The organism is Streptomyces montanus, from assembly GCF_005786655.1.
GTDB lineage: Bacteria > Actinomycetota > Actinomycetes > Streptomycetales > Streptomycetaceae > Streptomyces > Streptomyces sporangiiformans.
Genome location: NZ_VBZC01000036.1, coordinates 31,130 through 44,224, shown reverse-complemented (window position 1 = coordinate 44,224; position 13,095 = coordinate 31,130). Strand labels below are relative to the sequence as shown.

Below are 13,095 nucleotides of genomic sequence, written 5' to 3'. Positions count from 1 at the left end.
TTTCAAGGAGCCCCAACATGAATGCGGCTTCCAACTGCCGTGCTGACCAGGGCTATCACTCCATGATCTGACCGTAACTGCCCGCTTGGAGCAGAGCGCGCTCATCCCACCGCCGCCTCAGTTTCCGTCTCATTCAGCCGCGTTCACCGGCGTTCAGGGCAGACCCGTCGAGCGGGGGCGGCGGGGAATCACGGTGAAAGCAGGCAAGCGACCGTGTGGTCGAGATGCCGCAACCCTTGCCCGTGTTTGGGTCGTTCTCAGGGGCCTGCCGCCCACCTCGGGCGGCCGGCTCCTCCGGCTGTTTCCAACTGCGCCCAGAGGCTTGACCGTTGTACAAGGTGCTCGTACCGTCTGGTCGGCTGAAATATTTCAGCCTCCTTGCAGCAAGAATCTTCAATGCCACCCCTACGTGGCACCTTCAACGGCGAAGGACCCCCACATGGCCAGCAGACCCCTTTCCGGCGCCCTCGCTCTCGCCGTGGCCGCTCTTGTCATGTCCCCGACTGTCGCCCAGGCCTCCCCGCCCGGCAGCAAAGACGTCACCGCCGTCCTGTTCGAGTGGAAGTTCGACTCGGTCGCCAGGGAGTGCACCAACACCCTGGGCCCGGCCGGGTACGGCTACGTCCAGGTGTCGCCGCCCGCCGAGCACATACAGGGCTCGCAGTGGTGGACCTCGTACCAGCCGGTGAGCTACAAGATCGCCGGACGGCTCGGTGACGCGACCGCCTTCAAGGGCATGGTCGACACCTGCCACGCGGCCGGTGTGAAGGTCGTCGTCGACACGGTCATCAACCACATGTCGGCGGGCAGCGGCACGGGCACCGGCGGCTCCTCGTACAGCAAGTACACGTACCCCGGCCTGTACTCCTCCAACGACTTCGACGACTGCACCTCGCAGATCACCAACTACCAGGACCGCTGGAACGTCCAGCACTGCGAGCTCGTCGGTCTCGCCGACCTGGACACGGGGGAGGACTACGTGCGCTCGGCGATCGCCGGGTACATGAACTCCCTGCTCGGTTACGGCGTCGACGGCTTCCGGATCGACGCGGCCAAGCACATCCCGGCCGGCGACCTGGCGAACATCAAGTCCCGTCTCAACAACCCCTCCGCGTACTGGAAGCAGGAGGTCATCCACGGAAGCGGCGAGGCGGTACAGCCCACCGAGTACACGGGCAGCGGTGACGTCCAGGAGTTCCGCTACGCGTACGACCTCAAGCGCGTCTTCAACAGCGAGAACCTCGCCTACCTCAAGAACTACGGCGAGGGCTGGGGCTACATGAACAGCTCCGTCGCGGGCGTCTTCGTCGACAACCACGACACCGAGCGCAATGGCTCCACGCTCAACTACAAGGACGGCGCCAACTACACGCTGGCCCATGTCTTCATGCTCGCCTGGCCGTACGGCGCGCCCGACATCAACTCCGGCTACGAGTTCTCCGACACGGACGCAGGTCCGCCGGGCGGCGGTACGGTGAACGCCTGTTGGCAGGACGGCTGGAAGTGCCAGCACGCCTGGCCCGAGATCCAGCGCATGGTCTCCTTCCGCAACGCCACGCGCGGCGAGTCCGTGACGAACTGGTGGGACAACGGGGGCGATGCCATCGCCTTCGGGCGGGGCGCCAAGGGATACGTGGCCATCAACCACGAGTCCGGCTCCCTCACCCGTACGTACCAGACCTCGCTGCCGGCGGGCACGTACTGCGACGTGCAGAACAACACGACGGTGACGGTCAACGGCTCCGGCCAGCTCACCGCGACCCTCGGCTCCAACACCGCCCTGGCCGTCTACGCGGGCAAGCCGAGCTGCTGAGCCGGCTCCGCCCGCCCCGCCCCTCCGACTTCTGGACCGGCCCCTACAACACCCTGCCCTGGCGGCTGGGCCTGCTCACGCAGACCAACTCCAGCTGCTGAAAATTCTTTCCGAGCCTTTCAGGACTCTTGCTGTAAGTCTTTCGGCGGCGATACGGTCGCGCGGTGTCGGACCCGAGAGAGCCGTCATCGCAAGGAGCCCACGTCAGTGATACCGAGATGGCCGGCGCCGTCGAAGCGCCGTACCGCACATGCCGGACGGGTCGCTGCGGTCACCGCGACCGCGCTGGCCGCAGCACTCGTCCAGCCCTTGGCCGCCCGGGCCGACATCCCGTCCGTGCCTCCGCCGGCGCCCCCGTCCGACGCGAAGCTCGCCGCCGAGCCCGCCCGGCACGACCTCACCCGTGAGCAGTTCTACTTCGTCCTGCCGGACCGTTTCGCCAACGGGGACGCGTCCAATGACAGAGGCGGGCTCACCGGCTCACGCCTCACCACCGGCCACGACCCCACCGACAAGGGCTTCTATCAGGGCGGCGACCTCAAGGGCCTGACCAAGAGGCTCGACTACGTCAAGGGCCTCGGCACCACCGCCATCTGGCTGGCGCCGATCTTCAAGAACCAGCCCGTGCAGGGCGAGGGCGACACCGCTTCCGCCGGCTACCACGGTTACTGGATAACGGACTTCACGCAGGTCGACCCGCACTTCGGCACGAACGACGACCTCGAAAAGCTCATCGAGAAGGCCCACGCCAAGGGCATGAAGGTCTTCTTCGACGTCATCACCAACCACACCGCCGACGTCGTCGACTACACGGAGAAGTCCTACGACTACCTCTCCAAGGGTGCCTTCCCGTACCTGACCGAGGACGGCGAGCCCTTCGACGACGCCGACCACGCGGACGGCGCTTCCGGCTTCCCGGACGTCGACGGCGACTCCTTCCCGCGTACGCGCGTCGTGGCCGACGCGAAGAAGAACATCAAGGTTCCGGCCTGGCTCAACGACCCGTCGATGTACCACAACCGGGGCGACTCGACCTTCGCCGGCGAGAGCTCCACCTACGGTGACTTCTCCGGCCTCGACGACCTGTGGACCGAGCGTCCCGAGGTCGTCAGCGGGATGGAGAAGATCTACGAGAGGTGGGTCAGGGACTTCGACATCGACGGTTTCCGGATCGACACCGTGAAGCACGTCAACATGGAGTTCTGGACCCAGTGGGCCACCGCGCTCGACGCGTACGCGGCCAAGAGGGGCCGGGACGACTTCTTCATGTTCGGTGAGGTCTACTCCGCCGACACGTCCGTCACCTCGCCGTACGTCACTCAGGGGCGTCTCGACTCCACGCTCGACTTCCCCTTCCAGGACGCGGCTCGCGCGTACGCCTCCCAGGGCGGCAGCGCGAAGAAGCTGGCCGCGGTCTTCGGCGACGACTACAAGTACACGACGGACAAGGCCAACGCGTACGAGCAGGTCACCTTCCTCGGCAACCATGACATGGGGCGCATCGGGCACTTTCTGAAGCAGGACAACCCCGAGGCGTCCGACGCCGAGTTGGTGAAGAAGGACCGGCTCGCCAACGAACTGATGTTCCTCAGCCGCGGCAACCCCGTCGTCTACTACGGCGACGAGCAGGGCTTCACCGGCGCCGGCGGCGACAAGGACGCCCGCCAGACACTGTTCGGCTCCCGGGTCGCGGACTATCTGGACGACGACGAGCTGGGCACGGACCGTACGCACGCAGAGGACGCGTACGACACGAGTGCACCGCTCTACCGGCAGATCAGCGCTCTCGCCAAGCTCCGCAAGGCCCACCCGGCCCTCACGGACGGCGTGCAGACGGAGCGGTACGCCGCCGACGGCGCCGGTGTGTACGCCTTCTCGCGCACGGACGCGAAGACCGGCGTCGAGTACGTCGTCGCCGTGAACAACGCGGAGGAAGCCAGGACGGCGACCTTCCCGACCGGCAGCGCGGACATGACGTACCGGGGGATCTACGGGACGGACAAGTCCCTCACCAGTGACTCGGACAAGAAGGTCAGCGTCACGGTCCCGGCTGGTTCCTCGGTCGTCTTCAAGGCGGCGGGCAAACTCGGCAAGCCCGCCACCGAACCCTCCCTGACGTTGAAGGCTCCGGAGGCCGGCGCCACCGGCACCGTCGAGCTCAACGCCGATGTCGACGGCGGTGTCGACGGCGGCAGTCTCCACCGCGTCGTCTTCGCCGCCCAGGTCGGGGGCGGCAAGTGGCGCACGCTGGGCACCGCCGACCATGCCCCCTACCGGGTCACCCATACGATCAAGGCTGGTGCGGGAACTCCCGTACGGTACAAGGCTGTTGTCGTCGACTCGGCGGGCCGGACCGCGAGCGATCTCGCCTCGACCACGGCGGGCGCGCCCCCTGCCGAGGAGGAGCCGAGCGCTGTCGAGCGCGAGTACGTGGTCGTCCACTACAAGCGGACCGACGGCGACTACGACGGCTGGCGGCTCGCGTCCGGCGACGGCCTCGCCGAGTTCAGCGGCCGGGACGCGTATGGCGCCTTCGCCTGGCTGAAGGTTCCCGAGGGTGTCGAGGACCTCACGTACACCGTCGTCAAGGACGGCACCGCGGATGGCCCGCGGCGCACCGTCCCGCTCGCCCGCACCGGTGAGGTGTGGATCGCGCAGGGCGAGGACGGTCAGGCGACGACCGCACCGGACGGCGCGTACCCGCCGCAGGACACGTCGAAGGCCGTCCTGCACTACCACCGCGCCGACGGGAACTACGACGGCTGGGGCTTGCACGTGTGGACCGGCGCCGCGCAGCCCACGGACTGGTCGAAGCCCCTCCAGCCGGTGAAGACTGACACGTATGGCGCGGTCTTCGAGGTGCCGCTCACCGAGGGTGCCACCAGCCTCAGTTACATCATCCACAAGGGCGACGAGAAGGACCTGCCCGCCGATCAGTCCCTCGACCTCAAGGCCGAGGGGCATGAGGTGTGGCTGTTGAACGGCCAGGAGAAGCACCTGCTGCCGCAGCCCGCGGGCAGCGCCGCGGCGCTCGATCTGACGACCTCCAAGGCGGTCTGGATCGACCGGAACACGGTCGCCTGGAACGGCAACGAGGCCGCCGCGTCCACCCAGTTGCTGTACTCGCGGAACGGCTCGATCGCCGTGAAGGACGGCACGCTGACGAGCGACGACGAGCGCTGGCTGCGCCTCACCAAGTCGGGCCTCACCGACGCCCAGAAGGCGAAGTTCCCGCACCTGGCGTCGTACACCGCCTGGTCCGTCGATCCGCGCGACCGCGACCGGGCGCGCGAGGCTCTGCGCGGCCAGGTCGTGGCCTCGCAGCGGGCCGCGAACGGGGCGGTGCTCGCGGCGACGGGCGTCCAGATCGCCGGCGTACTGGACGACCTGTACGACGGGACCGACGCCGACCTCGGGCCGACCTTCCGGGGCGGCCGCCCGAGGCTCGCCGTATGGGCGCCCACCGCGCAAACCGTCTCCCTGGACCTCGACGGCACGCGCGTGCCCATGAAGCGGGACGACCGCACCGGCGTCTGGTCCGTCACCGGCTCCAAGTCCTGGCAGAACAAGCCCTATCGGTACGTAGTGAAGGTGTGGGCGCCCAGCGTCCGGAAGGTGGTCACCAACAAGGTCACCGACCCCTACTCGGTCGCCCTCACCGCCGACTCCGAGCGCAGCCTCGTCGTCGACCTGGGTGACCCGTCCCTCGCACCGAGTGGCTGGTCGGGCCTGCGGAAACCCAAGGCCGTTCCGCTGAAGGACGCCCAGATCCAGGAGCTGCACATCCGGGACTTCTCGGTCGGGGACAAGACCGCCGACGCCCGGCACCGGGGCACGTACCGCGCCTTCACCGACCAGGACAGCGACGGCTCACGGCATCTGCGGAAGCTCGCCGGGTCGGGTACCTCGTACGTGCATCTGCTGCCCGCCTTCGACATCGCCACCATCCCCGAGCGGAAGGCCGACCAGGCGACCGTCGACTGCGACCTCGCCTCGTACGCGGCCGACTCCGGCAAGCAGCAGGAGTGCGTGGCGACGGTCGCCGCCAAGGACGCGTACAACTGGGGCTACGACCCGTACCACTACACGGTGCCGGAGGGCTCGTACGCCACCGACCCCGACGGGACGGGGCGTACGGTCGAGTTCCGCGAGATGGTCAAGTCCCTGAACGAGGACGGCCTGCGGGTGGTCATGGACGTGGTCTACAACCACACCACCTCCAGCGGCCAGGCCGGCACCTCCGTACTCGACAAGGTGGTGCCCGGCTACTACCAACGGCTCCTCGCCGACGGGTCCGTGGCGACCAGCACCTGCTGCGCCAACACCGCACCCGAGAACGCCATGATGGGCAAGCTGGTCGTGGACTCGATCGTCACCTGGGCGAAGGAGTACAAGGTCGACGGTTTCCGCTTCGACCTGATGGGCCACCACCCGAAGGCCAACATCCTGGCGGTGCGCAGGGCGCTCGACGCACTGACGCCGGAGAAGGACGGCGTCGACGGGAAGGAGATCATCCTCTACGGCGAGGGCTGGAACTTCGGCGAGATCGCGGACGACGCCCGCTTCGTGCAGGCCACCCAGAAGAACATGGCCGGGACAGGCATCGCGACCTTCTCCGACCGGGCCCGTGACGCCGTGCGCGGCGGTGGACCCTTCGACGAGGACCCGGGAGTCCAGGGCTTCGCGTCCGGGCTCTACACCGACCCCAACTCCTCGGACGGCAACGGGAGTCCGGCCGAGCAGAAGGCGCGCCTGCTGCACTACCAGGACCTCATCAAGGTGGGCCTGTCGGGCAACCTCAAGGCGTTCACCTTCACGGACACCGACGGCAAGGAGGTCAAGGGCTCCGAGGTGGACTACAACGGCACGGCCGCCGGTTACGCGGACGCGCCCGGTGACGCCCTCGCGTACGCGGACGCGCACGACAACGAGTCGCTGTTCGACGCGCTGGCCTACAAGCTGCCGCGGTCCGTCACAGCGGACGACCGCGCCCGCATGCAGGTCCTCGCGATGGCGACGGCCACCCTCTCGCAGGGGCCGTCCCTGTCCCAGGCCGGGACCGACCTGCTGCGCTCCAAGTCCCTGGACCGCAACTCGTACGACAGCGGCGACTGGTTCAACGCCATCCACTGGGACTGCCGGGACGGCAACGGTTTCGGGCGCGGGCTGCCGATGGCCGCCGACAACGCGTCCAAGTGGCCTTACGCCAAACCCCTGTTGACGTCGATCGAGGTGGGCTGCCCGCAGATCGAGGGCGCCTCGGCCGCGTACCGGGACCTGCTGCGGATCCGGACGAGCGAGAGCGTCTTCGGTCTCGGCACCGCCGAGCAGGTGCAGTCGAAGCTGTCCTTCCCGCTGTCGGGCAAGGACGAGACGCCCGGTGTGATCACCATGCGGCTCGGCGATCTCGTCGTCGTCTTCAACGCCACCCCCGAGCGGCAGAAGCAGCGGGTCGCGGCGCTCGCGGGCACGGCGTACGCGCTGCACCCGGTGCAGGCCGCGGGCGCGGACTCCGTCGTCAAGGCCTCGTCGTACGCGCCGGAGTCGGGCACGTTCGCCGTGCCGGCCCGCAGCGTGGCGGTATTCTCCCGGGTTGTCCCGGATTCCTCCCGGCCGCCCGATGAGCGGCACCGCGGCCCGGGGCACGGGCTAGGGTGAGCGCAGAAGCCCTAGCACAGGAGTGCCCATGCCGCAGATCACCGTCGACTACTCCGCGCCGCTCGCGGACGCCTTCGACCGAAAGGGCTTCGCGCTCGCGCTGCACAAGGTGGTGGTGGAGACGGCGGACGCGAAGATCGAGGCGTGCAAGACGCGGTTCCGGCAGACCGAGGACACCGTGGTCGGCGCGGAGGCGGACGGGCACGCACTGGTCCACATCATGGTCGCGCTGCTCGCAGGCCGCACCGACGAGACGAAGGCCGCACTCACCGAGGCGGCGCTGCGGGTGCTGCGGGCCCATGTGAAGCCCGTCGACGGGCTGACGCTGCACGTCTCCGCCGAGACGCGCGACCTGGACGACTCGTACCGCAAGTTCGTGGAGTGAGGCCCGGCGCGGCCCGAAGCCAGGCAGGGGAATCCCGGGGAGCTCCTAGGACGCCAGCGTCATCAGCCGGCCGATGAGGTCCGCGAACGGCCCCTCGGTCGGCTCGTCCGCGAGCATATGGCGCAGCAGTCCCGCCATCTCGTCGTCGTACAGGGCACTCACCGCCGCAAGCGCCGCGAAGTCACGGACGAGCTGCATCTCCAGCTCGGCACGCGGGATACGGCGCCCGTCCAGCCAGATCAGCGCCGTCGACTCGGCGAGCGAGAGCCAGGAGCGGATGACCAGATCCAGCCGGGCGGGCGGCTGGTCGATCTTCAGATGCGCGAGGATCTGGACGTACGCGGCCTGCCGTACGCCGTCGACGAGGGCGGTGGTGCCCGAGGCCCCGCCCCTGGTGAAGGCCTCGCCCGCGGGTACCGCGGGACCGCCGCGCATCAGCGCCGCGAAACCGGGCCCGTGCTTGTCGACGAAGTCGAAGAAGCGCCGCACGACCCGCAGCAGCCGTGCCCCCAGCGGCCCTTCGTGTGGCTCCACGAACCGGGCCGCCAGATCGTCCGCGGCCCGCTGCAACGCCGCCTCGTACAGGCTGAGTTTGCCGGGGAAGTAGTGGTAGACCAGCGGCCGTGAAATGCCCGCGGCCGACGCTATCTCGTCGATGGAGACCTCGTCGGGTGAGCGTCGGCTGAACAGTTCGAGCGCGACGCCGATCAACTGCTCGCGCCGCTCCTCGACACCCATTCTGCGGCGTACCCCGGTTGTCATGCGAACACCTTACCGATCGAATCCAGCCTTCAAAGGGCCGGTTCCGTACTGGTGTTCAATGCGGCTCGACCGGCTCCACCAGCAGCCGGGCGTAGTTCGCCATCGACCGCTGGTAACGCGGCAGATGAGGGGCGAGTGCCCCGAGCGCCAGGGCGAGGCCCTCGCGCTCCCGGCCGAGACTTGCCAGGCACAGAGCCAGGGTGGCGCGTACGGCGTCGTCCAACTCGTCCGAGGGGGCGTCGAGTTCGGGTGTCAGGAGCTTGACGCCCTCCTCCGGTTGCCCGGTGTTCCGCAGGGAGCTGGCGAGCTGGATCTTGGTCCGGCGGGCGCGATATCCGGTCAGTCCGCGCGCCAGTGCCTCCTGGTACAGCGGTATGGCCTGATTCGAGTGGCCCGTCGAGTCCCAGGCACAGGCCCGTTCGAAGGGGGCGACGGGGCTGTCGGCGGGCAGCTCGGCGACGAGCGCGTCGATCACCGCACGGAAGTCGGCCGCTCGTGCCTCGTCGTAGTCGTCGAACGTGGCCCAGGCGGCGGCCACACGCTCGTCCCAGTCATCGGTCGGGATTTCGGCCAAGTCTTCGGCCAGGTCATCGGTCAGGTTTTCAGCCAGGTCCTCGGTCACGGGCCCACCCTCGCACGCGTGGGCCCGTGACCACCCCCGGATTTCCCGCCGCCGTGGAGCTACGCCGTCGTCCAGCCGCTGAACTCCACCGCGCCCCGCGCCCCGCCGCCCCCGTTCGTCGCGCTCATGAACAGCCCCACGTCCTGGACCGCCGCCGCGCCCTGCACCGGCACGGTCGCGACCGTCTGCCAGGTCGCCCCGTCGTCCGTGGAGCAGGCGCCGGTGAAGGAACCGCCGGCACGGCTCAGCCGCAGCATCACCGGCGCCTTGACCCCGGTGATGCGCCGATACGTGTCCAGGGTGCCGTCGCCGGTCGTGTCGTACGACAGCACGACACCGTTGGCCGGTGTGACCGCCAGGTTCAGGAACCCGGGGGAGCCGGGTGCGGCCAGGCTGTTGCGTGCGATGATCCCGGCCCGCGCCCAAGGGCCGGTGACCTCCTGGGAGTCCACCCTCAAGGTCACCGTCCCCCCGTCCGCGAGGGAACCCTCCCGATAGGCCGACCCGAACTCCGTCGTGCCCCGCCACAGATCGGCGCCCGCCCCGTCGATCGCGAACCGCCCGCCCAACTGCCCGAACACGGCCGCGTTGTTCGTGTACGTCCGCCAGCCGTCCGCGAGCGGGCCCGCCTCGTAGAGCGTGCCGTCGAACTCCGTACGCACCCGCTCCTCACCGCGGGGCCCGTACCGCACGACGATCGTGTACGGGAGCGGTCGCAGCGGGCGGTCCGGCGGCGTGCCCGGCGCGCTCGCCTGCCAGCGGACCGTGCCCGACCCGGCGGCGGGCACGCTCGCGAGCGATGTCGGCCCTTCCGGCTCCGCGTCGATCCCGGTGAGCGCGAAGTCCACGCGCCCGGTGGGTCGCAGCCCGTTGACGTATCGGAAAACGGCCTCCACGCGCGCGTGCCCGCCCGGCGGGAAGGCGGGCGGCTCGGCGGTGACCTTCAGGGACCCCTGGTAGGGGGCCCGCGCCAGGACGTCCCGTACCCGCGCGGCCGTCCGGTACGGATCGCCCACCGGCCGCAGCGGATAGTCCTTCCGCTCCCGGGTCCACGGCTCCTCGAACGCGAACCAGTCCACCGCCGCCGGCGGTGTCCCCGTGGTGAGCGAGTCCTCCAGCGCGTCCAGCCACTTCTGCCAGCGCGGCACATAGAAGTCGGCCATCAGGCCGTGCCATTCGCGGTTGCCGTACTCGTGCAGGTTCCCCGGGTCAGAAGTCGCCCGCCCGCCCCACACCGTGATCAGTACCTTCGCGGTCCGCTCGAACTCGGCGCGCTCGGCGTCGTCGGTGGCGAGCAGTCGCGCGTCATTGATCCACGGCCCGAGGAGGAACGCGGCATGCGTCCCGGTGACGTCGTCCGACAGCCGCATCAGCCGCAGCCACAGTGTGGACAGCGCCTTGAAGGTGTCCAGGTCCTTCTTCTGGTACGCGGTCTTCAGCTGCGGCAGTAACTGGCGGCTGCGATGCGCGAGCGCCTGCCGGGCCACATCCACGAGGTCGTACGTGTACGCCGCGCTGCCCCGCAGAGCCGCGGGCAGGGCCAGCAGCCCGGCGAACGCGGCGTCGAAGCGGCCCGGATCGTAGGTGAGGTCGCGCGGCGCGTAGTACGCGGCGCGGTTCGCGGAGAGGTCCGGGCGGGCGCAGAAAAGCGAGTCGTGCGGGTCGCTGCGCTCGACGGCCCGCTGCTGGAAGGCGGTGTCGTGCATCGCGCGCCAGGCCGCGCGCGCCGAGCGGTCACGGCCGCCGTAGCGGAAGTCGGCGTAGGACGAGAACCAGGCCGCCCGGTCGATCTTCGTCTCGGTCCAGGCGAGTTCGGAGAACAGCTCGAACGCGGCCGGGTCGCGGTCGACGGCCTCCGGCATGTACGCGGTTCCGGCCAGCGCGCTGCCCGCCTTGTCCCGCCAGGCGAAGAACCGTTCGGTCCACAGGTGCGCACGGGCACCGATGGTGGTGCGGCCGCCGAAGTTGGGGATCGTGCCGAACGCGTACGGTGTGCCGCCCCAGTCCGCCTCTCGGTCGGTGACGTTCGTGTAGCGGTCCGAGACACCGTCGACGATGAGCATCTTCCGCTTGTCGATGGCGTCGAGGAGTTCCGGCAGCGGGTTCTCCTGCCAGCCGAGGATCACCCAGGTCGCATCCGGGTGTGCCTTCCGCAGCGCTGTCTCCACGCCGCGCGCCGCGTCCGGCACCGGTACGTCCCCGGCCGTGCCGCCCTCGTGCAGCAGGTCCATCTTGAAGTGGGCCGCTTCGCCGAAGACGTCCTTCTGGTGGCCGTAGAAGGAGGCGGCGACCGCGGCGAACGACTCGGTGCGCGGATCCAGCCAGTCCACGCGCTCGAAGCCGTGCCAGACGCCCTGCGGCACGACGTGCGCGTCGCCGCCGGCCCGCTCCACGAAGCCCTTGGGCACATGTCCGTAGTAGCCGGGCAGTACCGGCGCCATGCCCAGCTCGCGCAGCCGGTCCGCGATCCGCCGGCCCAGCCGGACGCGTCTGGCGATCAGTTCGGGGGAGAGCGGGCCGCCGTACCCGTAGAGGTTCTGCAGCAGCTGCCACGGATGGTGCGGGGGCGCCGACAGCCAGGCCCGCGCCTCGGTGTCGCTGTAGCCGAACTCCCGCAGCATCCGGTGGTAGACGGCCTCCATGCCCGCTACGACCAGCACCTCGTTGCAGCCGTGCAGCGCGAGGACGTCGATCAGCCGCTCCCAGTACCCCCAGTCCGCGTACGGGGCGGTGTAGCCGTCGTTGGTGTCGTTGAGCGCGAACCGGTGGGGGAGCGCGGTGGATCTCTCGAGCGGGCGCGTCGGCGCGGGCAGCCGGCGCGGCAGGTCCAGTTGGCTGCCGTTCCAGGCGATGTGCGCCCCGCACACGTACTTGAGGTACCAGTGGACTCCCGTGAGCAGGACGGCCGGGGTGGTCCCTGCCACCTCGATGCGTCCCGGGGATCCCGTGACGCGGAAGCGATCGGGGCGGTCGGAGCCGCCGCGGGCGCCGGAGTCGGAGTCGCCGGGGCCGCCGGGGCCGTCATCGAGGAGACTGAGGCGGAACTGCCGCGCATGCTCCGGCAGCAGTCGATTGAGCGCGGAGCGTGCGGGAGCCGTATCGAAGGCAGGGCCCTTGCCAGGGCTCTCAGCGGCGTGGGCCGGAACCGTCACCCCCAAGGTGGTTCCGAGGCCGATGGCACCGGCCGTGCCCAGCACCGTGCGTCGCGACGGACTGTTCATCTCTGTGTGCCCCCTGTGTCGACAGGACCGGCACGCTAACGGGAGGGTGGTTCGCGCTCAACGGTGGTTACGGAGCTGGCGAGTTCATGTCGCCGGACGCGACCGGAGGAAAACATGAGGTTGACGCGACAGAAGCTTGCTGCGGCCGGGGCCGTGGCGGTACTGGCGCTGTCGGGCTGCGGGTCCGACGGTGACGGTAACGGTGACAGTGAGGAGGTGCCGAAGACGGCGACGGGCAGCCTGGAGCATCTGGCCGCCGAGGTGAAGTGCAAGCCGAACATCCAGACGGATGCCGACACGGTACGCCAGGCGATCTGCAAGGACGGCGACCGCAAGTTCATCCTCGCCACCTTCTCCACCGACCGCGGCCAGCGTGAGTGGATCAATTCGTCCAAGCCCTACGGCGGTCACTTCCTCGTCGGCATCGGCGCCAAGTGGGTCGCCGTGGGTGACTCGAAGGTGGTCACAGCGCTGCGCGGCCAGCTCGGCGGGACCATGGAGGAGGGCGCCTCGCACCACTCCGGGAGCAGCGGTGGTGGGGGAACCGAGAAGCACTCCGGTCACGCAGGCTGACCGCGCAGGATCAGGGCTGATCGCATTGGATCAGTGGGGGGAAAGAAACGAAGAAGGCCGG

Annotated in this window: 7 protein-coding genes; 4 read left to right on the top strand and 3 right to left on the bottom strand. The window is 69.4% G+C overall.

Going from position 1 to position 13,095, the window contains the following annotated elements:
• Window positions 1–439 precede the first annotated feature (439 nt).
• From FE633_RS28765 to FE633_RS28755, 3 genes are all read left to right on the top strand, one after another.
• Entirely contained in the window at window positions 440–1,813 is a 1,374-nt protein-coding gene (locus FE633_RS28765; RefSeq protein WP_138048096.1) for an alpha-amylase, read from the top strand.
• 207 nt (window positions 1,814–2,020) lie between these two features.
• Entirely contained in the window at window positions 2,021–7,471 is a 5,451-nt protein-coding gene (gene pulA, locus FE633_RS28760; protein ID WP_138048095.1) for a pullulanase-type alpha-1,6-glucosidase, read from the top strand.
• A gap of 28 nt (window positions 7,472–7,499) precedes the next feature.
• Window positions 7,500–7,856 (top strand): 5-carboxymethyl-2-hydroxymuconate Delta-isomerase, encoded by a 357-nt coding sequence (locus tag FE633_RS28755; protein ID WP_138048094.1) that lies wholly within the window; start codon window positions 7,500–7,502, stop codon window positions 7,854–7,856.
• Between the two features lie 45 nt (window positions 7,857–7,901).
• Here FE633_RS28755 and FE633_RS28750 read toward each other — a convergent pair whose 3' ends face one another.
• From FE633_RS28750 to FE633_RS28740, 3 genes are all read right to left on the bottom strand, one after another.
• Window positions 7,902–8,618, bottom strand: a complete 717-nt coding sequence (locus FE633_RS28750) for a TetR/AcrR family transcriptional regulator (RefSeq protein ID WP_138048093.1) — start codon at window positions 8,616–8,618, stop codon at window positions 7,902–7,904.
• A gap of 55 nt (window positions 8,619–8,673) precedes the next feature.
• Window positions 8,674–9,192: a tetratricopeptide repeat protein gene (locus FE633_RS28745; RefSeq protein ID WP_138048139.1), complete on the bottom strand. Its 519-nt coding sequence runs from the start codon at window positions 9,190–9,192 to the stop codon at window positions 8,674–8,676.
• A gap of 107 nt (window positions 9,193–9,299) precedes the next feature.
• On the bottom strand, window positions 9,300–12,461 hold the full coding sequence (locus tag FE633_RS28740; RefSeq protein WP_138048092.1) for an alpha-N-acetylglucosaminidase: 3,162 nt from the start codon (window positions 12,459–12,461) through the stop codon (window positions 9,300–9,302).
• Window positions 12,462–12,575: 114 nt separating this feature from the next.
• Here FE633_RS28740 and FE633_RS28735 point away from each other — a divergent pair, with 114 nt between their 5' ends.
• Entirely contained in the window at window positions 12,576–13,034 is a 459-nt protein-coding gene (locus FE633_RS28735; RefSeq protein WP_138048091.1) for a hypothetical protein, read from the top strand.
• Window positions 13,035–13,095: the final 61 nt, after the last annotated feature.

Excerpts from the sequence above, each read along its gene's own strand:
- FE633_RS28750 (WP_138048093.1), bottom strand. The coding sequence starts at position 8,618 with ATGACAACCGGGGTACGCCGCAGAATGGGTGTCGAGGAGCGGCGCGAG.
- FE633_RS28765 (WP_138048096.1), top strand. The coding sequence starts at position 440 with ATGGCCAGCAGACCCCTTTCCGGCGCCCTCGCTCTCGCCGTGGCCGCT.
- FE633_RS28740 (WP_138048092.1), bottom strand. The coding sequence starts at position 12,461 with ATGAACAGTCCGTCGCGACGCACGGTGCTGGGCACGGCCGGTGCCATC.
- FE633_RS28735 (WP_138048091.1), top strand. The coding sequence starts at position 12,576 with ATGAGGTTGACGCGACAGAAGCTTGCTGCGGCCGGGGCCGTGGCGGTA.
- FE633_RS28755 (WP_138048094.1), top strand. The coding sequence starts at position 7,500 with ATGCCGCAGATCACCGTCGACTACTCCGCGCCGCTCGCGGACGCCTTC.